A 23,646-nucleotide genomic window follows, 5' to 3' on the forward strand; every position below is an offset into this window, starting at 1 on the left:
ATGATTGGCATTACCATGGGCGACCCCGCAGGCGTCGGCCCCGAAATTACGCTAAAGGCGCTGGCGGAAATGAGCGCCGAGGACCGCAGCCAAACCCGTGTCTTCGGCAACCGCGAAACGCTTCTGGCTGCCGAAAAGGTCGTGCAGACCGGCCTGTCGCCCGACGCCGACTATGCATTCACCGACATCCCCGTCGAAGGCGCGCCGCTGCCCTTCGGCGTAGAGGACAAACGCGCGGGCGATGGCGCGTTTCACTTTATCCAAGCGGCGGTTCGCGCCGCGCTGAACGATGAAATCGGCTGCATTGTCACTGCGCCGATCAATAAGGCCGCGCTAAATGCGGCGGGTCACCATTACGACGGCCACACAGGCATGCTGGCCGCGCTGACGGGGCAGAAAGGCGCATGGATGATCCTTGCGTCCGAGCGTCTGAAGGTCATCCACACCTCGACCCACGTGTCTTTGAAAGACGCCATCGCGCGCACCTCGCCCGAACGCGTCCTTGAAACCATCCGCGCGGGCAACGACCACCTGAAGCGCATCGGCATCAAAGCCCCGCGCATTGCTATGGCGGGCCTGAACCCCCATTGCGGCGAAGGCGGGCTTTTTGGCGATGAAGATGATCGCCTGATTGCCCCCGGCGTTAAGGCGGCACAGGCCGAAGGCATTGATGTGACCGGCCCCATTCCGGGCGATACGGTCTTTGCCCGCGCTCACAACGGCGCATTTGATCTGGTCATCGCAAACTACCATGATCAGGGCCACATCCCGATCAAATTGGTGGCCTTTGATACGGCCGTGAACGTGTCTGTCGGCCTGCGCATCGACCGCACATCGGTTGATCACGGCACCGCCTTTGACATCGCCGGCACTGGGGTTGCGGACCACGGAAACATGAAAGAGGCGATCGCCTACGCCCGACGCCTCGTGGAAGGAAAAAACACATGATCCAAGGTGTTTTCAGCGCCGCCACAACCCCCGTTGGCACAGATGGTCAGGTCCGGCTTGAGCTGTTTGCAGAACATTGCCGCGCGCTTCTGGACGAAGGCTGCCATGGTATCGCCCTTTTGGGTACGACGGGCGAAGCAAACAGCTACTCGGTCAGTGAACGCAAAGCATTGCTTGAGGCCGCAAAAGGCTTTGGCGTTGCGGGCAATCAGCTATTGCCCGGCACATCGACATGCAATGTGCCCGAGACCATCGAACTGACCAGCCATGCCGTCGACAATGGCGTCTTGGGCTGCGTTCTACTGCCGCCATTCTACTACAAAGGGGTCAGCGACGACGGGCTGTTCCGGTTCTATTCCGACGTGATCAAAGGCGTCGCAGATAGCCGCCTCAAGGTCGTGCTTTATCACATCCCGCAGGTCACACAGGTGCCCCTGTCGCACGACTTGATCGACCGGCTTTTGAACGCGTTTCCAGACACCGTCGTTGGTATCAAAGACAGTGCCGGTGACATCGAGAATATGAAAGCCATGATCCAGCGCTTTCCCGGGTTCTCGGTTCTGGCTGGCGCTGATCCCCTACTCCTCCCCCTGCTGCAAGCGGGGGGCGCAGGCTGCATCACGGCGACCTCCAATCTTCGCGCCGACAGCCTGCGTCAAATTTGGGACCACTGGCAGTCTGGCGACGCAGAGGTTGTCGCAAAGGCCCAAGAGCGCATCAATGACTGGCGCACTTTGACCAATGCCTACGTCCAGTTGCCCACAGTAAAAACGATGGTTGCCCGTCGTCGGGGTAACAATGACTGGCTGAACCTGCGGGCACCGCTGGTACCGCTAAGCGATGCGGAGCGCGGCAACGTTTGGGCGCAGATGACACAACTTGGCGAGGGGCAGGCATGAACCGGCATATCACAATCAACCAACCCGCTCGCCTTGAGATTGGCGCAGGCTCTGTCGCGACCGTCGGCGCATGGGCGGGCGACGCCCAGCGCGTACTGGTTCTGACCGTTGATATTTTGCGGGATAAGGTCGCCAGCCTTGGCTTGCGCGGCGCAGTCACGGTTTACGACGACATTCCACCCGAACCGGATGATCGCGCGCTTGAACGTGCGCTGGATGTTGCGGGCGAACTGAAGCCTGATCTGATCATCGGCCTTGGCGGCGGATCCGTGATGGATATCGCCAAACTCGTAGCCGTTCTCTGGGACCGCGGCCAGAGCCTGACTGATGTGATTGGCCCGAACAAAGTGGCCAAGCGCCTGAGCCGTCTTGCCCTGATCCCGACGACGGCGGGCACAGGATCGGAAGCCGGCATTCGCGCCCTTGTCACCAATTCGGAAACCCAAGCCAAAATGGCCGTCGAGAGCCCGTTTATGGGGGCCGACCTTGCGGTGCTCGACCCCGAACTAACGTTTTCGGTTCCCGCTGCTGTGACAGCGGCGACGGGCATTGATGCGATGGCCCATTGCGTTGAAGCCTTCACCAACATTCGCGCGCACGACATGATCGACAGCTATGCGCGCATGGGCATCGGCCTTGTCGGGAAATACCTGCGGCGTGCGGTCGAGAACGGCTCAGATACCGAAGCGCGCGAAGGCATGATGCTGGCTAGCTATTATGGCGGCATTTGCCTGGGCCCCGTAAATACGGCCGCAGGTCATGCGTTAGCCTACCCGCTTGGCACCCGCCTGCACCTGCCCCATGGACTGGCGAATGCGCTGATCTTTCCTCATGTTCTGGCGTTCAATCAGCCGGACCGTCCTGAAAAGACCGCTGAAGTGCTGTCCTTCTTGGGGCTGAAGGCCGGTGCCGGCACAGAGCATGTAAGCGCCGAGGCCCACGCCTTTTGCGCCTCGCTGGGAGTCGATATGAAGCTGGGCAATCACGGCGCGACCGAGGGTGATCTGCGGTCATGGGCAGAAGAGGCGCATGCCATTCGTCGCCTGATGGACAACAACCCCCGCGACATGAGCATTGATCAGGTCGAAGCGATCTACAAAGCAGCGCTTTAGCCGTCGAACAGGCGGTCGCGCGATCCTTCAAGGTGTTTGCGCATCAGCGTTTCGGCAGTTTCGCCATCGTGATCCGCAATCGCCTGATAAATCGATCTGTGTTCGCCATAGACGTGGTCCAATCCCCCCGCCGTCAGCTTGAGCGACCGTCCGTGGAACTGCATGCCCACCGCGATGTGGCTTTTCAAGGCATCGAGGGCCGTAGAAAAATACGTGTTGCCCGAGGCTTCGGCGATGGCATGGTGGAACTGGAAATCTGCATCTTCTCGGTGACGGTTCCGCGCCGTGGCATCGCGCATGATCTCAAGCGCGTCGTGTAAGCTAGACAGCTGATCGTCCGACCTACGTTCCGCCGCCAATCTGGCTGCTGCGGGTTCAAGCACAAGACGGAATTCATAGCAGCGGCGCAAATCGCCAAGGTTTGCCAATTCGCCAAACCCCAATGGATCGCGCAGCCCCTGCTGGCGCACATAGCTGCCCGACCCCTGCCGCGAATAGATCAGGCCCTGTTCGCGCAGCTTGCGAAGGGCATCCCGGATGACCGGACGCGACACCTGCATTTCGTTGGCCAGATCCATTTCGGTCGGCAGACGTTCGTCGTCTGCATAGGCCCCCGACTTGATCGCACGATACATCTTGTCAAACACAACATCCGACAGGTTTTTGCGTCGCTTCTCAATCATTCCGCGATCTTTGCCTCTTGTATCAATCGATGCAAGCTGTCCGGCGCGCCGAAGCCACCGGATTTTGTGACGATCAAACGCCCGTCCGCCCGCGAGACCGGCAAACCCGGAAGAGCCTCGCCCACCATTTCCAGCAGTTCCATACCCAAAGCATCCAACACAGCTTCTGCCGTTGCTCCTCCTGACAGAACAAGGCTGTCGTGTCCTTCCAAAAATGCAGAGGCAGACGCGGCAAATCGCGCGGCCACCTCGGCACGGTCATGCACAACACCGTCATCACTGGCCTGTAGAACGGACGCCCTCTGATCAGGAACATCACCCGCCCAAACGCCGCCAGGCGCAGGGATGACCGGCACACCGGCACCGCGCAAAACATCAAGCTGCGCCAGCGTGATCGGATCTGTCGATCCGATCGCCATTCCGATACGTCCCTTTAAAACTTGCGGCTTGATCGTTGCGGGGCCTGCCAAAGCCTGCGCGAGCCCCATCGCACCGACAAAAATCGTATCGCTGGGCGCCGCGGCGACGGCCTTGGCGATATCCGCATCGCAAAGTGTTTCCGGAATGACTGCCTGCCGCCCAATGACCGGCGCAATCGGGATAGGCGTAGAAACACCAAAGCCGTCAACACAACCATCACGCACCACACGCCCGAATTGGGGAATGGCAGGCGCGACCAAAAACGGCACGTCCGGCAACACCGAAAGCTCGGCCGCGATATGGCCCTTCAGGCGCGAGTCGACCTTTTTGAAAAGCCGCATATCATCGGGGCGTTGCGCCACAACCCGCGCCATGATTGACCGCGCCTGTTCTGCCGGAATTTCCCGCGAACGAGTTGAAACCGCCACCACGTCAGCCCCGCTATTCAAGGCATCCAGCAGCGCATCCGGCCTGCTTGCGACACAGACACGACGGCCAGCCAAGGCAAAAGGCGCAGAGGAATCCAGTGCGCCCGTCAGGTCATCAGCAACGATCAGCCAGCGGGATTTGCCAATTTGTTCAGACAATTCTCTATGATACTTCTTTTATTGATATTTTTATCATCTGTAGATTTACATCTTGCGAAATTTTTTACAACATCCAAGCCACACAAGGGGGATGTTTTCATGATCGATCTGACCCACCTACGGTCTTTCGTTGCCGTCGCAGAAGAACTGAATTTCACACGCGCGGCGCGACGCCTGAATATGACGCAGCCACCCCTGTCTCGGCAAATCGCGCTCTTGGAACATGAGGTGGGGGTCAAGCTCTTGGATCGGACCAACCGGTCGGTTCGGTTGACCGCAGCGGGCAAGCGGCTTTTGGTTGATGCCATCGATATCCTGATGCGCACAGAAAACGCGACGCTTTATGCGCGGCAGGCCGAGCTGGGAGAAGTCGGCGCAATCAGCCTTGGGTTCGTACCGTCAGCCGCGATCGAACTGATCCCTCAAGTCGTTGAAAAGCTGCAAGAGGCCCTGCCCGGCGTTCAACTCACTTTACGCGAAATGCTAACCTACGAGCAGATCGAAGCGCTGATGGCGGGCACGCTGGACATCGGGATTTTCCGTCTGCCCAAGCGTCGCTTGTCCCTGCCGCTTCGCAAAATCTGGTCAGAAGGGCTGGTTCTTGCCATCCCGCGCAGTCACCCGCTGGCCGAAAAGGAAGATGTCAGTCTGAGGGATCTGGACGACGAACCCTTTATCGGTTTTGCCGCAGATCGCGGCGGTTTTCTGATCGGGATTGTTCAGGGGATGTTGAATGCGCAGGGTGTTTCGCCACGCCTACGGTTTTCCGTTTCCCAAAGCCACACGATTATGTCGCTTGTAAATCAGGGCCTTGGCCTAAGCATTGTTCCTGCCTGCAACCGCAAGATCGCCCAAGCGGACACCGTCATCCGAGAAATCGAGCAGCCGATGGATGCAACTGCCGACATGTATATGGCGTTGGGCCCGAAAGAGCCCGATCCGATCATCGCCGAGGTCGCTGCCCTGATCGAAGCGACATTTCAGAACTGATCCGCCATCCACCAAACATCACATGATTGTCGCCGACGCCCCCAATTGATATGGGGCGCAAGAGTTTTGCGAACGGAAGACACAGATGCGCGCAGCGATTGGCACCTCGGACTATCACGTCATGGGGGAAACCTTTATCAACCGGCATATCGCCCACCTGTTCGGGGGCAATACCGTCGTGATCGCAGGTCGCAGCAACGGCGAAGACCCTTATGGCAAACCCTTGTTCGTACGCCGGTCGAAACTGACAGGCGAAGACCTGATCAGCCTACCCTTCTGGGCGCTCTGGAACAACGTCGCACATGCTACATCACGCCTGCCTTTCGGGTCCGGCAAGCGGGCCTTGGCCGAGTTTCTGGAACGCGAACGTGTTGAGGTTATTCTGGCTGAATTCGGCACGCAGGCGCTTGCTCTGGCGCCTTTGGCCAACGAACTGGCGATCCCGATCTTCACGTATTATCGCGGCACGGATGCATCGAAAGCGCTGCAATCCAAACGCATCCAGCGCGCCTACCGGTTGATGATGCCGCGTCTGGCTGGCGTCTTTTCGGTCTCGCAATTCCTGCTGGATAACCTCGCCCGCTATGGAGTGCGGCATAAGAATGCTCATGTCATTCCGTCCGGTGTGGATGTGCGCCGCTTTCAACCTGCCGAAAAACGCCCGAACTCCTGTCTGGCCGTTGGGCGGTTCGTCGAAAAGAAAGCGCCGCTGACAACCTTGCAAAGTTTTGCCGAAGCCACGCGCGACATTCCCGAAGCAACGCTGGATTTCATCGGGGACGGCCCGCTGTTTGACGACACTAAGGCGTTGGCCGCCCAGTTGGGTGTAAGTGATCGGGTGACATTCCACGGTGCACTCCCGCATGAAGAGGTCCGCAAAGTGCTGGCAACGACCGAGTTCTTTTTGCAGCACTCTGTCACCGCAAAAGACGGCAACACCGAAGGCCTGCCCACCGCCATCCAAGAAGCCATGGCCTGCGGCTGTATCACCGTGTCCACCCACCACGCCGGCATCCCCGAGGCGATCGACGAAGGCCGCACCGGTTTTCTGGTGGATGAATATGACCAACCGGGCTTTACCAAAGCTATCGCCAAAGCCTTTGCCGCGCCCAACCGCCCGCAAATGGCACTCGACGCACGCACGGTCGCTGAACAGCGTTTCGACAACGACATTCTGCTTAAAAAACTGGAAGCAGAAATTCAGCGTACGCTGGCAAATCGCTGAGACTTTAGCACCTTCCTGCAAAGTATTGATTTACCGGCTTCTTGGCCGAGTGACGCCATTTTGCCCGTCGTGATAAGGGAATTACCATCGAAACCATTGAAATCGCTTGTGGATATTTCTGTGGTTTGATCGTGTATATGAAACCAAAGGGGGCCAAGTTCACGCCCTGCAAATCATCAGATTGACTATCTGATAGCAAAACTCGGCCTCGGGCATAGCGTCATCCTGAAGGGGCGCAATTTCATCCACATGAAGAACGCGCCGTAGCAATCTCAGCTTATTGGATTCAGTCAAACTTACCCACAGAAGGCCATTCTGAGCGTGCTGAGGCTTTCTCAGCACGGCAATTCACGCTAAATCAGCGTCAAACCGAAAAAAGGGCTGATGATGGCCATTTACCGTCTGCTGATTTCAATTTTCGCATTGATCACCCTCGCTAAAGCGCTGGTATCAGGAAAGTTTTCCGACGCAGGCGAACGGTTGGGCTTTGGTGGTCCGCGACCGAAGGGGCCGCACATCTGGCTGCACGCTGCATCAAACGGCGAATTGGCGTCATCCCTCCCGGTCATCACCGAGCTGCAGGAAAAACGCCCCGACCTGTCGATTTTCGTGACCTGCAACACCGCAACCGGCGTCGCGCTGGCCCGTGCCTTGGGATATGCTGCGGTGCTTGCCCCGCTGGATTTGCGCCACGCTTTGCGCAGCTTCTGGAAGGGCCGCGACTTTGTGGCCCACATCACGATGGAGGCCGAGCTTTGGCCCAATCGCGTACTGATCGCACCGTTTCCCACGCTGGTTTTAGGCGCGCGCATGACCGAAAACACAGCGAAAGGATGGGGGCGTTTCCCCAAGCTTGCAGAACGGGTTCTGACCAACATCCAGTGGGTCAGCGGTCAGGATGCGGCATCGCTTGACCGCCTGAGCCAGCTTGGCCTGCCGCAAGACGCACGCGGACCTGTGGCTGATTTGAAAGCTTATTACGATCCGCAAACCCTGCCCAAACGGGACCCCCAGATCGTTGCGGATTACCCCCGCGCGGTGACATGGCTTGCCGCGTCGACCCACGAAGGCGAAGAAGAAATCATTCTTGATGCACATGTCAAAGCCCGCCGGATCAATCCCGAGCTGCGTCTGATCCTTGCCCCGAGACACCCGCATCGCGCCGATCAGATCGCAGAAATGATTGCGGAAAAAGGGTTGGACTGCGCACGCCGCTCAACGGGCGACAGCCACGCGGCTTCGGTTCTTTTGGCGGATACAATGGGCGAGATGCCGAATTGGTATCGTCAGGCGGGACGGGTTTTTATCGCCGGAAGTCTGACCGACCGTCGCGGCCACACCCCGTATGAGCCAGCCTACTTTGGCTGCGCCCTGATACACGGCCCCGACACGGGCAATTTCGCATCGGCATATGAGCGACTGGCACAAAACAACGCGGCCATTTGCGTAGAGAACGCTGATCAACTGGCCGAGGCGCTCGCCAGCCTTGACGCGGAAAGTGCGCAGGAAAAGGTGGGAATTGCTGCACAAAATGCACTTCGGGCCGTTACAAATATTGACGGGTTGGTTTCCGATCTGGTCGCGCAACTGCCCGAGTAAGTGCAACAAAACGATGCAGATCCCTACAAATCGGCATCGAAACAGCATAGATTTCTTGAAGGTAGCCGCAGACGGTTTATCAATAACGGTCAGCTATAACACGTGACGATATGATCCAATACGCGCTCAAATGTGCTGAGGGCCACCAGTTCGACAGCTGGTTCCAGTCAGCCGCCGCTTTTGAAAAGCTGCAAGCCGCAGGGCATCTGGCCTGTGGTGTCTGTGGTACGAACGCGGTTGAGAAATCCTTGATGGCGCCGCGCGTTGCCAGCAAATCCAAAAGCGCACCCGAGCCTGAACAGGCACCGGCACCCACAGCGCCGACCGACTTTGAAAAGGCGGTCGCGGCGCTGAAAGAGCATGTTGAGAAGAACTCGGACTATGTCGGCAAGGATTTTGTCCGTCAGGCGCGCGACATGCATCTGGGCGATGCGCCTGAACGTCCGATCTGGGGCGAAGCCAAGCCCGACGAGGCCAAGAAGTTGATCGAAGACGGGATCAATGTCGCGCCGCTTCCCTTTGTTCCGACCCGCAAAAGCAACTGAAAACACGGTTTTGCTTGTCTTTCCGCCCTACTCGGGTGTCACTAGTGGCAGTTTGAGCGAAGGGATTTTTGGATGCGCGTCGTTATTACAGGGGCAAATCGCGGCATCGGTCACGAACTGATGAAGGTCATGCAGGCATCCGGCGCGGATGTCGTGGGCACGGCGCGCGATGTCGAAGGCTATCTTCCGCTTGATGTGACTGATCCGAATTCCGTCCGCACATTTGCAACGCGGATCGGGCCTGATCCCGTTGATGCACTGGTTTGCAACGCAGGCGTTTATTTTGACAAACATGAATCGCTGGAAAACGGATACCCTGCCGACATGTGGGCAGATACCTTCGCGGTGAATGTCACGGGTGTGTTCCTGACAGTTCAGGCATTGCTGCCAAACCTGCGGAAATCATCGGCAGGAAAGATCGCGATCATTTCATCGACCATGGCGTCGCAAGAGCGCGCGCCGGGCGGCAGCTATATCTACCGCGCGTCCAAAGCGGCGGCGCTTAACCTGGGTCGCAACCTTGCCAAGGATCTGGCGAAGGACGCCATCAGCGTGGGCATCTATCACCCCGGCTGGGTCATCACCGATATGGGGGGCTCGGATGCCGACATCGAAGTCGACGAGGCCGCTTTGGGTCTGAGAGACCGGATCATCGATCTGTCGATGGCGAAAACCGGATGTTTTGAAAATTGGGATGGCAGCCCCCACGTTTTCTAAGCCTGACCTGCGCCTGTTTGGACGCATTATAGCCGCCAAAATTCTGCATAGGCTTGCGCCTGATTGGGGTGCGGCGTAAACCGCCGCTGATTCTTTCCCCGGGAGACGCTTATGCCCGTTCTCGTGATGAAATTCGGCGGCACATCGGTTGCAACGCTTGATCGTATCAAGCGTGCTGCAAAACGTGTGGGTGTCGAAGTGGCCAAAGGCTACGATGTCATCGTTATCGTGTCTGCCATGTCAGGCGAAACCAACAAACTGGTGGGTTTTGTGAACGAAACCTCGCAGCTGTATGACGCGCGTGAATACGATGCCGTTGTCAGCTCGGGTGAAAACGTCACGGCCGGTCTGATGGCGCTGACGTTGCAGGAAATGGACGTACCGGCACGCAGCTGGCAGGGCTGGCAGGTTCCGGTCATGACCACCGACGCCCACGGCGCGGCCCGTATCGAAGACATCCCGTCTGAAAACATCACCCGCAAATTCAACGAAGGCATGCGCGTTGCGGTGGTTGCAGGCTTCCAGGGGATCAGCCCCGAAGGCCGTATCACAACGCTGGGCCGTGGCGGCTCCGACACCACGGCGGTGGCCTTTGCTGCTGCCTTTAACGCGGAACGCTGTGACATCTATACCGACGTTGACGGTGTCTACACCACAGACCCGCGCGTCTGCGACAAAGCGCGCAAGCTGGACCGCATCGCGTTTGAAGAAATGCTGGAACTGGCGTCTTTGGGTGCCAAGGTTCTGCAAACACGTTCCGTCGAGCTGGCCATGCGCTACAAGGTCAAGCTGCGCGTCCTTTCAAGTTTTGAAGAACAATCCGATGAGGCAGGCACGCTGGTCTGCGACGAGGAGGATATCATGGAATCGAATGTAGTGGCCGGTGTGGCCTTTTCGCGTGACGAGGCCAAGATGACCCTCGTGACCGTCGAAGACCGTCCGGGCATCGCGGCGTCCATTTTTGGTACGCTGGCCGATGCCGGTGTGAACGTCGATATGATCGTTCAGAACGTGTCCGAGAAAAACTACAAGGGCCACGAAGGCGGCGTCACCGACATGACGTTCTCTTGCCCTGTTGATCAGGTAAAACGCGCAGAAAAGGCGCTGGCCGAAGCGCAGGCATCCGGCGTTCTGAACTACGACCGTCTGGATACCGTCGAAGAGGTCGCCAAAGTGTCCGTTGTCGGCATCGGCATGCGCAGCCACGCAGGTGTTGCGGCCAAGATGTTCAAAGTTCTCAGCGACGAAGGCATCAACATTCAGGTTATCGCAACCTCCGAGATCAAGATCTCGGTCCTGATCGAACGCAAGTACATGGAGCTGGCCGTTCAGGCGCTGCATGACGCGTTCGAACTGGAAAAAGCCTAAGCATGACGTTCCCTGCTGCGGGCATTTCGCCTGCAGCAGACCCTAAATTCTATTTTTTATTCAATTTCGCGCGCAAAAACGCGCATAGCACAAAAGCACTACATCTTATGCGTGTATTTTTTCACGCAATCCCTTTTCCTAGTACCGTCTCCTCGCCTATAGCTGTTATCCGGAGAAAAAAGGACTAAGCATGCCGGACCGTTCCGAAAGCGAAAGTCGTAAACTGCTCGGACGTCTGCGTGATACCATGGCCGAAGAGGCTGCTGGGCAGGAACGACTGGACAAGATTACGCACCTCACCGCGGATTCCATGGGAACCGAGGTATGCTCGATCTATCTGTTCCGCGACGAAGAAACCCTTGAACTTTGTGCCACCGAAGGCCTGAAGGCCGAAGCGGTCCACCAGACGCGCATGCGGATGGGCGAAGGTCTGGTTGGTCGTGTGGCCAAGTCCGGATCACTGGTCAACACCGCCGACGCGCCGTCTGAACGTGGTTTCCGCTACATGCCGGAAACTGGGGAAGAGATTTATTCCAGCTTCTTGGGTGTGCCGATTCAGCGTCTGGGCGAAAAGCTGGGCGTTCTGGTCGTGCAGTCGAAAACCAAGCGTGAATTTACAGCCGACGAAGTCTATGCGCTGGAAGTTGTCGCCATGGTTCTGGCTGAGATGACCGAACTGGGTGCCTTCGTTGGCGAAGGTGCCGCGCTGAAAGCCCGTCACACACAACCGGAACTGATCCGTGGAACGTCCGGTCAGGAAGGGGCAGCCGAAGGCTATGTCTGGCTGCACGAACCGCGTGTGGTTGTGACAAACCTTGTGGCCGATGACCCCGACACGGAACTCGACCGCCTGCACAAGGCCGTAGACGCCCTGAGGATCAGTGTAGACGATCTGCTGGCCTCGGCCTCTGATCCCGAACAGGTCGAGGTGCTGGAAGCCTACCGGATGTTCGCCAATTCCAAAGGCTGGCTGCGCCGGATGGAGGAAGACATCAGCCGCGGTCTGTCTGCCGAGGCTGCTGTGGAAAAGGAACAATCCGCCGCCAAAGCGCGCCTGATGCAGGTCAACGACGCCTATTTGCGTGAACGTCTTCAGGATCTGGACGATCTGTCGAACCGCTTGCTGCGCATTCTGACGGGACAGGGCAATCATACCGGCGCGGAAATGCCGGAAAACCCCATTCTGATCGCGCGGAACATTGGTCCGGGCGAATTGCTGGAATACGGCCGGAACCTGCGCGGCATCGTGCTGGAAGAAGGTTCGGTTGGCAGCCACGCAGCGATTGTCGCGCGCGCCCTAGCTATTCCGCTCGTTATCCACGCGAGCGGCATCACGACACGCGCGCTGAACGGCGATCACCTGATGATCGACGGCGATCAGGGCATCGTCCACCTGCGCCCCGACGACACCGTTGTTTCGGCCTTCCGCGACAAGATCGCCATGGCCGCAAAGGCACAGGAGCGCTACGCATCCATCCGCGACATTCCCGCCAAGGCCGCTTGTGGCACACGGATTGAGTTGCACATGAACGCCGGCCTGATGGCCGATCTGCCCAGCCTTGAATCCTCGGGCGCCGAGGGCGTTGGCCTGTTCCGGACCGAGCTGCAGTTTCTGGTGCGCAACCAGATGCCCAAGCGCACGGAACTGGCCGCGCTTTACAAACGCATTCTGGATGCAGCAGACGGCAAGCGCGTGGTATTCCGGACACTGGATATCGGGTCAGATAAGGTGCTGCCTTATATGAAGCCCAACGACGAACCGAACCCGGCGTTGGGATGGCGAGCGATCCGTGTGGGGTTGGACAAACCGGGCGTCATGCAGATGCAGCTTCAGGCGCTTTTGCGGGCTGCTGATGGCCGCCCCCTGACGATCATGTTCCCCTTTGTTGCGCAGTCGGATGAATACTATGCCGCGCGGCGCGAGGTGGATAAAACCATCGCCCGCGAAAAGCGGCTTGGCCACGCTGTGCCCAGCGACATCAAAATCGGCGCCATGCTGGAAACGCCCAGCCTTGCCTATGCGCCAACCACATTCTTTGAGAACGTCGATTTTCTGTCGATTGGCGGCAACGATCTGAAACAGTTCTTCTTTGCAGCGGACCGCGAAAACGAACGGGTGCGCCGCCGCTATGACACGTTGAACACATCGTTCCTGACGTTCGTGGAACAGATCATCAACCGCTGCGCCGAAACGGACACGCATCTGTCGTTCTGCGGCGAGGACGCTGGCCGCCCGATCGAAGCGCTTTGCTTTGCCGCCATCGGCCTGCGCTGTTTGTCCATGCGACCGGCGTCGATTGGTCCGGTCAAGCATCTGTTGATGCGCCATGACCTAAGCGAAGTGAAAGCCGTGATCGACAAGGCCCGCAATGAGGGGGCGCAGTCGGTACGTCCGGCCGTGATGGAATACCTTCGCGACCGGACGTGATAGAACAACGCGGTTCCAACTGCCATTCAGGCCAGTGACGCGTTCCAGTAGCGCTATTCCCGCTCTGGTACGGATCGTTTTGATCCGTCTTTAATTTGAGTGATTAACCCTAATGGCGGGTTAATGGCCTACAGATTTTTCGTCGCAATCTTCATGCGCTCGACCAGCGCTTCGCGGCTGTGGCCGGATTTCTGGGACAGCGCGCGCAGGCTGAAATGCACATGCGCCATTTCCTGATAATAGCTGAAGTAGGCATAGTTCGTCGCAGCCCCAGCCGCCGCGCCCAATATCGGAACTGTCTGCGCCGCGAGCTTCTGCCCCAACACGACCGACAACCGAGGAGCAATCCGCGCGATGATGCCATGCACCGTTGCACCTGTCAGGGTCACGCGAGCCGACAGGAACGCCATATCTGCGCCGTCGTCATCCGCCAACGGCCCAGCCGAGCCGAAGACGAGCAAGCATTCTTTACGGATTTCAGGGTCTGCGGGATCAAAACCGTATTCGTGCGCGATGCCCTGAATGGCCCGCAGCAAAACAGTCGTTGTGACAGGCAATTCTGCCAAAGCGGTCGGTAATCCACCTGCCCCGCCAGCGGCCCCCATCGCCGTGGCCAAAGCCGTATTCAGCCATGACTGCTGATCTTTGACCACTCCGCGCGACTGATGCGCGGCCGACATGGCCACCTCAAGCGCCTTGGTCGTGGCATCTTCAAGCCGGTTCTTCACACCATCCGGCAGACGTTCAAGCAGGTTCTCGGCCTGCCCACCGACGATATTCAGAACCTGAAGCCCGACGCCCCCTGCCGCCTTGTGCCGACGGGCAAGGTCGATAATTTCCTGATCAACATTCACAGACACCAACGCAGTACCGGTCATGATCTCTCCTCTCGGGCTAGATCAAAGATCGGGATGAAACGGTTGGTTTTCAAGTCAGAGGCGGCTTCGCCTTGCGGACCTTGCCTTTGATGCCGTTCCACGCACCGTCCTTCAGGGAATAGCCCAGAATGCGATCGGGGTTGGTCGGCGGAGGCATTTCAACCCCATCGAGTTTTTCGAACCCGAAACGGCTGTAATAAGGCGCATCCCCTACCAACAAAACACGGTCCCAATCGTCGCGCGCGACCTCAAGGCTTTTGGTAATCAACAGGGCACCCAGACCTTCGCCTTGGGCAATCGGATGCACCGCCACAGGGCCAAGCAGCAGCGATTGCACGCCGCCCACACGGATCGGCCAATAGCGGATAGCGCCGCCCACCTGACCGACCTCGTCGCGTGCGACCAAACAAAGGTTGGCCACAGGGGCGACGCCATCGCGTAAGCGGTAAGATGACAACGCCGTCCGGCCAGGCGCAAAGCAGTGATCGTAGAGGGCTTCGACCTCCCACCAATCCTCTGGCTTTTCCTGTGCAAGCGTGAACACCTGTTTTGCTCCGGCAGGTCATTGTATCTCGGGCGGGATCGTGCATCCTGCGCCCGAATTCGCGACTAACACGAGGGCCGGTCAGCTTCAAACCGCTACCGGACCGAAAAGGGAGAATACAGTGTTCTATCGTCCCACCGAAGGCCACGGCCTGCCCCACAATCCGTTCAACGCCATCGTAACCCCCCGCCCAATCGGCTGGATTTCCACGCGTGGCAGCGACGGGTCGGAAAACCTTGCGCCCTATTCCTTTTTCAACGCTGTCGCCTATACGCCGCCGCAGGTGATGTTCGCTTCGACATCCGCCAAAGAAGACCGTGGCGACACCAAAGACACGGTGGCCAACATCCGTGAAACCGGCGTGTTTTGCGTGAACATCGTGCAGTACGAAATGCGCGATGCGATGAACAAGACATCCGGCGCATGGGATAAGGAAACGGACGAATTTGAACTGGCGGGCCTGTCCAAGGCAGAGTGCAGCGAAATCGCCTGTTCCCGCGTCGAGGGCGCACCTGCGTCGCTGGAATGTCGGATGACCCAGATTGTCCGACTGGAGGGCGACACGAATTTTGCTGTGTTTGGCGAGGTCATCGGCGTCCATATGCGCGACGACTGCATTGTGGACGGCATCTTTGATGTGATGACATATAACCCGCTGTCCCGCATGGGATATCGCGACTACACGGTCGTGCGCGAAAAGTTCGAATTGAAGCGCCCGGGCGAATAAGCTTTCGCCTGCCGGAATTGAAAAAGCGCGCCTGAGGTCAGGCGCGCTTTTGTTTTAGTGTCCGCCCAGAATCCCGGTCCGGACGCCGTAATCAACGGCCACCTCATAATCCGGATCGTCATCGCTTTCGACGACCAGATGGCCCGATTTCTTCAGCAGCCAATGGCAGTCGTGCGACAGATGGCGCAGTTCGATGCGCTTACCCTCAGCCTCGTATTTCGCGGCCAGTGCCTCAATCGCTTGCAGGGCGGATTGGTCAACCACACGGCTGTCCTGGAAATCAACGATGACCAAAGACGGGTCGTTTTTCGGGTTGAACAGTTCGGCAAAACCCTCGGCCGAGCCAAAGAACAGCGGGCCTTCCAACTGGTAGACCTTGGCGCCTTCCGGTGTCTCGTGCGTCTTGGCGCGGATGCGGCGCGCGTTGTTCCACGAATAGGCCAGCGCCGATACGATCACGCCGACAACAACCGCGACAGCAAGGTCCTCCAGAACGGTCACAACCGTCACCAGCAGGATCACAAAGGCATCCATACGCGGAACGCGTGTCAGGATTTTCAATGAATTCCACGCGAATGTGCCGATCACGACCATGAACATCACACCAACCAGTGCCGCCAGCGGGATCAGCTCGATCAGGGGCGATGCGAACAGGATGAAGATTAGCAGGAAGACGGCTGCAACCGTGCCGGCGATGCGCGTCCGGCCACCGGATTTCACGTTGATCATGGACTGACCGATCATCGCACAACCACCCATGCCGCCAAAGAAACCGGTCACGGTGTTGGCGATACCTTGGGCCACACATTCCTGCGACGCGCCGCCTTTCTTGCCGGTGATCTCACCCACAAGGTTCAGGGTCAGCAGGCTTTCGATTAGGCCGATGGCCGCCAGAATAATCGCGTAGGGCAGAATGATTTCCAGCGTTTCAAAGGTCATCGGAACGGCTGGAATGTGGAACTGCGGCAGGCCACCTTGGATCGAGGCCATATCACCCACGCGCGGCACGTCGATGCCAAAGCCGATCACAATCGCCGCTGTGATCGCGATGCCGGCCAAGGGCGCAGGTACGATTTTAGTGATTTTCGGCAAGCCCCAGATGATCGCCATGGTCAGCGCGGTCAGCGCCAGCATCATGTAAAGCTTCGGTCCCGACAGCCACTCCGGCCCGCTACCATCTGCGGCAGGCATCTGGAATTGCGTCATCTGGGCAAGAAAAATCACGATTGCCAGACCGTTCACAAAGCCCAGCATAACGGGATGCGGCACAAGGCGGATGAACTTACCCCAGCCCAGCGAACCGGCCATGATCTGCAATGCGCCCATCAGAACCACGGTCGCAAACAGGTATTCAACGCCATGCTGCGCTACCAACGCCACCATCACAACGGCCAAGGCGCCCGTCGCACCGGAAATCATCCCCGGACGGCCACCGATCAACGCGGTGATCAGACCCACCATGAACGCAGCATAAAGGCCAACCAGCGGGTGGACGCCCGCCACAAAGGCAAAAGCCACCGCTTCTGGAACAAGTGCAAGGGCAACGGTCAGACCGGACAGCACCTCGGTCTTCAGGCGCGACGGGGTCAGTTTTTCCGTCGGCAGCAGGTTAAGTTCATTCAGCGAAAACTGATCGGCAAAACGTGCCAGAAGGGCGCGGGCCATGGGCTATCCTGTCGTGATGGGATCTTTGGGTTCGGGCCGCGTCTAGTGGCATATCGCCCAGATTTCCACCCCTCCTATCGGAATAACGCGGGACTGCATCATAATGACCGTACGTTGCGTGCAGAATTGCGTCACCCTTGCGCGACGGGCAGGCACACCGCACAAAGGGGCCAAGCAACGAAAGGGTTTGATGATGCGGCTTGGGGTAATCGGCGGGTCCGGAGTGTATGACATCGACGGGCTGGAAGGCGCTGAATGGCAGACCGTCGAAACACCGTGGGGTGCGCCGTCGGATCAAATCCTGACCGGCACGCTGAACGGGATCGACATGGCGTTCCTGCCGCGTCATGGCCGTGGTCACGTGCACAGCCCCTCGGACGTGCCCTATCGCGCGAACATCGACGCGCTGAAACGGCTTGGCGTGACCGATATTCTGGCGGTCTCGGCCTGCGGATCGTTCCGCGAAGATATGGCGCCGGGTGATTTCGTCATGGTGGATCAGTTCATCGACCGCACCCGCCACCGTGCGTCCAGTTTCTTCAGTTCCGGCTGCGTTGCGCATGTCTCGGTCGCGGATCCGACCTGCGGGTCTCTGTCGGGAAAAGTCGCGAAGGCCGCGGCGACGACGGGCGTCAAACTGCACCCAAGCGGCACCTATCTGGCCATGGAAGGCCCGCAGTTTTCCACGCTGGCCGAAAGCCGCATGTACCGCGATCATTGGGGCCCCGATGTGATCGGGATGACAAACATGCCCGAAGCAAAACTCGCCCGCGAGGCCGAGATTTGCTATGCGCCCATTGCCATGGTCACGGATTACGACTGCTGGCATCCCGACCACGGCGCGGTCGAGGTCTCTGACGTCATCCGCGTGATGAAGGCGAACGCCGCCAATGCCCGCGCCACCATCCATGCGCTGACGCAAGACTTATCAGGGACACATGCGCCCTGCCCCCACGGCTGCGACACAGCGCTGGAATACGCGATCATGACCGCACCGGAAAAACGCGATCCGGGGCTTGTGGCCAAGCTGGATGCTGTGGCAGGCCGCGTGCTGTAATTCCGAGGGATAGACATGCAGAAAACCGTCAAAGATTATATCCGCACCATTGCCGATTTCCCCCACGAAGGGATCATGTTCCGCGATGTGACAACCCTGTTTGGCGATCCGCGCGGCTTCCGCATCGCCATCGACCAACTGCTTCATCCCTATGCCGGCGTGCGCTTTGACAAGGTCGTGGGCCTAGAGGCACGCGGGTTTATCCTTGGCGGTGCGATTGCACACCAGTTGTCTGTTGGTTTTGTGCCGATCCGCAAGAAAGGCAAACTGCCCGGCGCGGTGATTTCCCAGTCCTATCAGCTCGAATACGGCGAAGCGGTCGTCGAGTTGCACGACGACGCGATCCAGCCGGGCGAGAAGGTTTTGATTGTCGATGATCTTCTGGCCACCGGAGGCACCGCCGAGGCGGGCATCAAGCTGGTTGAACGTCTGGGCGGCGAGATCATCGGCTGCGCGTTTGTGGTGGACCTGCCCGATCTGGGTGGCCGGAAGCGGCTGGAAGGTCTGGGTATGGACGTCCACGCACTGTGCGCGTTTGAAGGTCTTTAAGCCGTCAGCAAAGTTCCTGGCGCAATTTGGCAATGGCGTCTGGAGGAACATCGGTTGCCGTCAGATAGCCGCCTGAAACCAGCCATTCGGAATACTGCGGCGTCACACAATCCAGATAGAGAACGCCGTAGAAATCGCCTTTTTTGCCGTCGCCACGAACATAGACTTCATGGCGGCTGGCATCCGATACCGCGCCATTCGCCTCTGCCCAATTGAAATCAGCGGGCGTTGCGGTCCAACGCTGATGGTATGGCGGCGCAAGATCGGTTTCGTCGAACAGCAACAGAAACGAGGGCGCCGCGTGGGCCGCATTGGCAAACGCCAGAACAACCGTCAGCATGAGCTTTTTCACAGGTCAGCCCCTTTGATTTCTATTCGCCAGATCGGCAAGTGATCCCTGCCAGCCAAAAAATAAGGGGGCCAAGCGGCCCCCGAATTTGATTAGTCGATGATGGTCGCTTCCGTCGCGGCCCGAAGCTCTTCTTCGGTCACCCCGTCGGCGCATTCGACGATCTTCAGACCGCCTTCGACCACATCCAGAACACCAAGGTTGGTGATCACGCGATCCACAACGCTTTTGCCTGTCAGCGGCAGGGTGCATTCTTTCAGCAGCTTGGATTCACCGTGTTTGTTGGTGTGGTCCATAACCACAACCACACGGCGCACACCTGCCACCAGATCCATCGCGCCGCCCATGCCTTTGACCAGCTTGCCCGGGATCATCCAGTTCGCCAGATCGCCGTTTTCGGCAACTTCCATAGCGCCCAGAATGGCCATGGCGATTTTGCCGCCACGGATCATCCCGAAGGATGTCGCGCTATCGAAATAAGCCGTGTGGGGCAGCTCGGTGATGGTTTGCTTACCTGCGTTGATCAGGTCGGGGTCTTCTGATCCTTCAACCGGAAACGGGCCCATGCCAAGCATGCCATTTTCCGACTGAAGCGTCACTTCGACACCTTCGGGGATGTAGTTGGACACCAGCGTCGGGATACCGATACCGAGGTTCACATACATGCCGTCTTCAAGTTCTTGCGCGGCGCGGGCCGCCATTTGGTTACGATCCCAAGGCATTCATCATACTCCTTCGGGTTCAGGCCGCTGGCCGCGTTGTACGTTGTTCGATGCGCTTTTCATGCTCGCCCTTGATAATGCGATGCACGTAGACGCCCGGCAGATGGATGTGATCCGGATCTAACTCACCCGGCTGCACGATTTCCTCTACCTCGACCACACAGACCTTGCCGCACATCGCGGCAGGCGGGTTGAAGTTGCGCGCTGTCTTGCGGAAAATCAGGTTGCCCGTTGTGTCGGCCTTCCATGCCTTCACGATGGACAGATCGGCGAACAATCCTGTTTCCAGAATATAGTTTTCGCCGTTGAATTCCTTTACCTCTTTGCCCTCGGCAATCTGCGTGCCGTAGCCGGTCTTGGTGTAGAAACCCGGGATGCCCGCACCGCCGGCGCGCATACGCTCGGCCAAGGTGCCCTGCGGGTTGAACTCAAGCTCAAGCTCGCCCGACAGATACTGGCGCATGAACTCGGCGTTTTCGCCCACGTAGGACGAGATCATCTTTTTGACCTGACGGGTTTGCAGCAAAATGCCTATCCCGAAATCGTCGACGCCTGCGTTGTTGGACGCAAATGTCAGATCTTTTGTGCCTGCCTCTTTGATCGCTGCAAGCAGCAGTTCGGGGATACCGCAAAGCCCGAAGCCACCAGATGCGATAAACATGCCGTCAAACAGCAATCCATCCAGTGCTTCAGCCGCGGAGTTGTAGACTTTCTTCATCGGAAACTCCCTGACGTATCAGCTGGCATGGTTGTGACGTCAGGTCATTGGGAAGTCAACGAACAGCCACCCGCAACGCCGCTTTTGCATTAAAGCGGGGCGATTTGAGGCCCTAAAACAGCAAAAAGGCCCGAACTTTTGGCAGTTCGGACCCCTTTAAAATATGTGGTTGTACCGGATCGCGGTTATTCTTCGGCGGCGGCCTTTTTGGTGGTCTTCTTGGCCGCTGGTTTTTTCGCGGTGGTCTTCTTCGCAGTCGTTTTCTTGGTGGCTGCTTTCTTCTTTGCCGGCGCTTTCTTTTTGCCCGACTTGGCCGCTTTTTCGGCAATCAGTTCCAGCGCCATATCCAGATTGACGTCCGCAGGTTCCGTCCCCTTGGGCAGAGTTGCGTTGATCTTTTCCCACTTCACGTAGGGGCCATAGCGCCCGTCCATGATGTTGATCGCGCCACCCTCGGGGTGTTCACCCAGCTCTTTCAGCGGGGTTGCCGCTGCACGGCCACCACCACGCTTGGCGGCTTTTTCGGCCAGAACGTCCACGGCACGGTTGATGCCGATCTCAAAGACTTCGGCGACCTCGGGCAGGTTGGCATAAAGCGAACCGTGCTTAACGAAGGGGCCATAGCGGCCAATGCCCGCTTCAATCATCACACCGTCTTCGGGGTGTGCACCCACTTCGCGCGGCAGGCTAAGCAGCGTCAGCGCGCCTTCCAGCGTGATCTCGTCCGGGGCGAAACCGGCGGCAAATCCACCACGGGTTTTCGGCAAGGACGCACGCGGCGGCTTTTTGTTTTCCGGTGTGGGTTCTCCACGCTGAACATACGGCCCGAAACGACCGGTTTTCAGCCATATTTCGTCGTCGCCATCAACGCCCAGAACGCGTTCATCACCCTCGGCACCTTCGCCAGCGATGGGACGGGTGTAGGTACATTCCGGATAATTGCCGCAACCGACAAAACCACCGGTGCGGGATGTTTTCAGGTGCAGGCGACCTTCACCGCATTTGGGGCAAATGCGCGGGTCGCTGCCGTCTTCGCGGGGCGGATAAAGCTGGGGCGCAAGCGCGTCGTCCAGAACATCCAGCACTTCGGAAATCCGCAGCTCGGACGTTTCGGAGATCGCCGCCGAGAAATCGCGCCAGAATTTAGACAGCAATTCCTTATAGTTACCGTCGCCCGCGGACACATCATCCAGCTCTTCCTCAAGCGCGGCGGTGAAATCGTATTCCACGTAACGTTTAAAGAAGTTCAGCAGGAAGATCGTAACGATCCGGCCCTTATCTTCGGGGAAGAGGCGGTTCTTGTCCTTACGAACGTATTCGCGATCCTGGATCGTCGACAGAACCGACGCATAGGTCGACGGGCGGCCGATGCCCAGTTCTTCCATCTTCTTGACCAGCGTCGCCTCGGTGTAGCGCGGCGGGGGCTGGGTAAAGTGCTGTTCGGGGCTGATGCCGCGCTTGTCGGCTTTTTCGCCTTCCATGATCTGGGGCAGACGTTTGTCATCTTCATCGACAACGTCATCGCGGCCCTCTTCATAGACGCGCATGAAACCGTCAAACAGAACGACCTGACCGGTCGCGCGCAGAACAACTTCACCGTCGTCACTGCTGATATCGACGGTGGTGCGCTCCAGACGCGCGCCTTCCATCTGGCAGGCCAGAGTCCGCTTCCAGATCAGATCATAGAGTTTGAACTGATCGGAGTCTTTCAGCTTCAGCGCTTCGGCGTCCTTCGTCATATCCGTCGGGCGGATACATTCGTGCGCTTCCTGCGCGTTCTTGGCTTTATTCTTATAAATACGCGGCGAACCGGGAACGTATTCAGCCCCGAAGCGGTCCTCGATCGCGTCGCGCGCGGCCTGCACGGCTTCGGGTGCCATGTCGATACCGTCGGTCCGCATATAGGTAATGTAGCCCGCTTCATACAAACGCTGGGCTGCCGACATACACTGCTTGGCGCCCATACCGAATTTGCGGCTGGCTTCCTGCTGCAGGGTCGAGGTCATGAAGGGCGCCGACGGGTTGCGGCTGGCGGGTTTCGCCTCGACCGAGGAAATCTTCAGATCGCGGCTGTTGATGGCCTGCGCCGCCATTTCCGCCTGCGTCTGATTTTCCAGATCGTATTTATCCAGCTTCTTGCCGGACAGAGTTGTCAGGCGCGCCTCGTATTCCTGACCGCGCGGCGTGGCGAGCGTGGCTTTGACCGACCAGTATTCACGGGCCTTGAAAGCCTCGATCTCCATCTCGCGCTCAACGATCAGGCGCAGGCAAACCGACTGAACGCGGCCAGCGGAACGGGCGCCGGGCAGTTTGCGCCACAGAACCGGCGACAGATTGAAGCCCACCAGATAATCCAGCGCACGGCGGGCCAGATAGGCCTCGACCAGAGGCGCGTCGATGTCGCGGGGGTTTTGCATGGCCTCGGTCACGGCCTGCTTGGTGATCGCGTTAAAGGTAACGCGGCTGACTTGCGTGTCTTTCTTGATCGACCTGCGTTTCGTAAGCGCCTCTTTCAGGTGCCAAGAAATCGCTTCGCCTTCGCGATCAGGGTCGGTCGCGAGGATCAGAGCGTTGTCATCGGCCAACGCATCGGCGATCGCTTTGACATGCTTTTTGCTGTCGTTGCCGACTTCCCATGTCATTTCGAAATCGTGTTCTGTATCGACGGACCCGTCCTTGGGCGGCAAATCCCGTACGTGGCCGTAGGACGCCAACACCGTATAGTCAGGGCCCAGATATTTGTTGATGGTCTTGGCCTTGGCTGGGGATTCGACGACGACAACTGGCATCTGGGTAAGCACCTCTTTGGGATAATGGCCCGCGTATGGCGAGCCAACATGTGGGGTGCAAGGGGGAATTGTCAATTAATGTACGGCAGACCGGGCACACATTTTGACGCAGACCGACTTCTGTCTG

The 23,646-nt window shown here is 58.4% G+C and carries 22 protein-coding genes; 13 read left to right on the forward strand and 9 right to left on the reverse strand.

The annotated features are described in order from the left end of the window. Genes pdxA through C4S59_RS02115 form a run of 3 tightly spaced genes read left to right on the forward strand, consistent with a single transcriptional unit; the run spans window position 1 to window position 2,959 of the window. The gene (pdxA, locus tag C4S59_RS02105) at window positions 1-948 is read left to right on the forward strand and encodes a 4-hydroxythreonine-4-phosphate dehydrogenase PdxA (RefSeq protein WP_103908814.1); all 948 of its coding nucleotides are present in this window, start codon (window positions 1-3) and stop codon (window positions 946-948) included. Further along, on the forward strand, window positions 945-1,847 hold the full coding sequence (locus C4S59_RS02110; protein ID WP_103908815.1) for a dihydrodipicolinate synthase family protein: 903 nt from the start codon (window positions 945-947) through the stop codon (window positions 1,845-1,847). Before pdxA ends, C4S59_RS02110 begins: the two co-directional genes overlap by 4 nt. Beyond that, window positions 1,844-2,959: an iron-containing alcohol dehydrogenase gene (locus tag C4S59_RS02115; RefSeq protein ID WP_103908816.1), complete on the forward strand. Its 1,116-nt coding sequence runs from the start codon at window positions 1,844-1,846 to the stop codon at window positions 2,957-2,959. The genes C4S59_RS02110 and C4S59_RS02115 overlap by 4 nt, the downstream gene beginning before the upstream one ends. On the opposite strand, the gene C4S59_RS02120 is transcribed toward C4S59_RS02115, so the two are convergent. Together C4S59_RS02120 and C4S59_RS02125 are read right to left on the reverse strand one after the other, a co-directional pair. Next, window positions 2,956-3,642: a FadR/GntR family transcriptional regulator gene (locus C4S59_RS02120; RefSeq protein WP_103908817.1), complete on the reverse strand. Its 687-nt coding sequence runs from the start codon at window positions 3,640-3,642 to the stop codon at window positions 2,956-2,958. The genes C4S59_RS02115 and C4S59_RS02120 overlap by 4 nt on opposite strands. Then, window positions 3,639-4,649: a four-carbon acid sugar kinase family protein gene (locus tag C4S59_RS02125; protein ID WP_103908818.1), complete on the reverse strand. Its 1,011-nt coding sequence runs from the start codon at window positions 4,647-4,649 to the stop codon at window positions 3,639-3,641. Before C4S59_RS02125 ends, C4S59_RS02120 begins: the two co-directional genes overlap by 4 nt. A 99-nt stretch (window positions 4,650-4,748) precedes the next feature. Here C4S59_RS02125 and C4S59_RS02130 point away from each other — a divergent pair, with 99 nt between their 5' ends. The 7 genes from C4S59_RS02130 to ptsP all read left to right on the forward strand — a co-directional run bounded on the left by C4S59_RS02130 (window position 4,749) and on the right by ptsP (window position 13,521). Then, the gene (locus C4S59_RS02130; RefSeq protein WP_160006729.1) at window positions 4,749-5,639 is read left to right on the forward strand and encodes a LysR family transcriptional regulator; all 891 of its coding nucleotides are present in this window, start codon (window positions 4,749-4,751) and stop codon (window positions 5,637-5,639) included. A gap of 85 nt (window positions 5,640-5,724) precedes the next feature. After that, window positions 5,725-6,864 (forward strand): glycosyltransferase, encoded by a 1,140-nt coding sequence (locus C4S59_RS02135; protein WP_103908820.1) that lies wholly within the window; start codon window positions 5,725-5,727, stop codon window positions 6,862-6,864. A gap of 384 nt (window positions 6,865-7,248) precedes the next feature. Beyond that, the gene (locus tag C4S59_RS02140) at window positions 7,249-8,463 is read left to right on the forward strand and encodes a 3-deoxy-D-manno-octulosonic acid transferase (protein ID WP_234994656.1); all 1,215 of its coding nucleotides are present in this window, start codon (window positions 7,249-7,251) and stop codon (window positions 8,461-8,463) included. Window positions 8,464-8,573: 110 nt separating this feature from the next. Then, a complete protein-coding gene (locus C4S59_RS02145; protein ID WP_103908821.1) occupies window positions 8,574-9,008 on the forward strand; it encodes a DUF1178 family protein in 435 nt (144 codons plus the stop codon). Window positions 9,009-9,080: 72 nt separating this feature from the next. Further along, window positions 9,081-9,725, forward strand: a complete 645-nt coding sequence (locus C4S59_RS02150) for an SDR family NAD(P)-dependent oxidoreductase (protein ID WP_103908822.1) — start codon at window positions 9,081-9,083, stop codon at window positions 9,723-9,725. Window positions 9,726-9,836: 111 nt separating this feature from the next. Beyond that, window positions 9,837-11,093 (forward strand): aspartate kinase, encoded by a 1,257-nt coding sequence (locus C4S59_RS02155; protein ID WP_103908823.1) that lies wholly within the window; start codon window positions 9,837-9,839, stop codon window positions 11,091-11,093. A 190-nt stretch (window positions 11,094-11,283) separates the two neighbouring features. After that, window positions 11,284-13,521, forward strand: coding sequence for a phosphoenolpyruvate--protein phosphotransferase (gene ptsP, locus C4S59_RS02160; protein ID WP_103908824.1), 2,238 nt, complete (start codon window positions 11,284-11,286; stop codon window positions 13,519-13,521). A gap of 128 nt (window positions 13,522-13,649) precedes the next feature. On the opposite strand, the gene C4S59_RS02165 is transcribed toward ptsP, so the two are convergent. Beyond that, window positions 13,650-14,399 carry an EcsC family protein gene (locus C4S59_RS02165; protein ID WP_103908825.1) on the reverse strand — a complete coding sequence of 250 codons (750 nt, stop codon included), beginning with the start codon at window positions 14,397-14,399 and terminating at the stop codon, window positions 13,650-13,652. Window positions 14,400-14,448: 49 nt separating this feature from the next. Further along, window positions 14,449-14,943 carry a GNAT family N-acetyltransferase gene (locus C4S59_RS02170; protein ID WP_103908826.1) on the reverse strand — a complete coding sequence of 165 codons (495 nt, stop codon included), beginning with the start codon at window positions 14,941-14,943 and terminating at the stop codon, window positions 14,449-14,451. Window positions 14,944-15,064: 121 nt separating this feature from the next. Here C4S59_RS02170 and C4S59_RS02175 point away from each other — a divergent pair, with 121 nt between their 5' ends. Beyond that, window positions 15,065-15,670, forward strand: a complete 606-nt coding sequence (locus C4S59_RS02175) for a flavin reductase family protein (RefSeq protein WP_103908827.1) — start codon at window positions 15,065-15,067, stop codon at window positions 15,668-15,670. A gap of 54 nt (window positions 15,671-15,724) precedes the next feature. Here C4S59_RS02175 and C4S59_RS02180 read toward each other — a convergent pair whose 3' ends face one another. Continuing rightward, window positions 15,725-17,335, reverse strand: coding sequence for a SulP family inorganic anion transporter (locus C4S59_RS02180; RefSeq protein ID WP_103908828.1), 1,611 nt, complete (start codon window positions 17,333-17,335; stop codon window positions 15,725-15,727). Between the two features lie 190 nt (window positions 17,336-17,525). On the opposite strand from C4S59_RS02180, the gene C4S59_RS02185 reads away from it, so the two are divergent. Beyond that, window positions 17,526-18,392 (forward strand): S-methyl-5'-thioadenosine phosphorylase, encoded by an 867-nt coding sequence (locus C4S59_RS02185; protein ID WP_407703024.1) that lies wholly within the window; start codon window positions 17,526-17,528, stop codon window positions 18,390-18,392. Window positions 18,393-18,407: 15 nt separating this feature from the next. Further along, window positions 18,408-18,941, forward strand: a complete 534-nt coding sequence (locus tag C4S59_RS02190) for an adenine phosphoribosyltransferase (protein WP_103908830.1) — start codon at window positions 18,408-18,410, stop codon at window positions 18,939-18,941. 4 nt (window positions 18,942-18,945) lie between these two features. Here the strand turns inward: C4S59_RS02190 and C4S59_RS02195 are convergent, their stop codons facing one another. The 4 genes from C4S59_RS02195 to topA all read right to left on the reverse strand — a co-directional run bounded on the left by C4S59_RS02195 (window position 18,946) and on the right by topA (window position 23,519). Beyond that, window positions 18,946-19,293 carry a hypothetical protein gene (locus tag C4S59_RS02195; RefSeq protein WP_146064499.1) on the reverse strand — a complete coding sequence of 116 codons (348 nt, stop codon included), beginning with the start codon at window positions 19,291-19,293 and terminating at the stop codon, window positions 18,946-18,948. Window positions 19,294-19,382: 89 nt separating this feature from the next. Next, window positions 19,383-20,012: a CoA transferase subunit B gene (locus C4S59_RS02200; RefSeq protein WP_103908832.1), complete on the reverse strand. Its 630-nt coding sequence runs from the start codon at window positions 20,010-20,012 to the stop codon at window positions 19,383-19,385. Window positions 20,013-20,031: 19 nt separating this feature from the next. After that, window positions 20,032-20,730 carry a CoA transferase subunit A gene (locus C4S59_RS02205; protein ID WP_103908833.1) on the reverse strand — a complete coding sequence of 233 codons (699 nt, stop codon included), beginning with the start codon at window positions 20,728-20,730 and terminating at the stop codon, window positions 20,032-20,034. A gap of 185 nt (window positions 20,731-20,915) precedes the next feature. After that, window positions 20,916-23,519 carry a type I DNA topoisomerase gene (topA, locus tag C4S59_RS02210; RefSeq protein WP_103908834.1) on the reverse strand — a complete coding sequence of 868 codons (2,604 nt, stop codon included), beginning with the start codon at window positions 23,517-23,519 and terminating at the stop codon, window positions 20,916-20,918. Window positions 23,520-23,646: the final 127 nt, after the last annotated feature.

This window comes from Thalassococcus halodurans (assembly GCF_900108225.1).
GTDB lineage: Bacteria > Pseudomonadota > Alphaproteobacteria > Rhodobacterales > Rhodobacteraceae > Thalassococcus > Thalassococcus halodurans.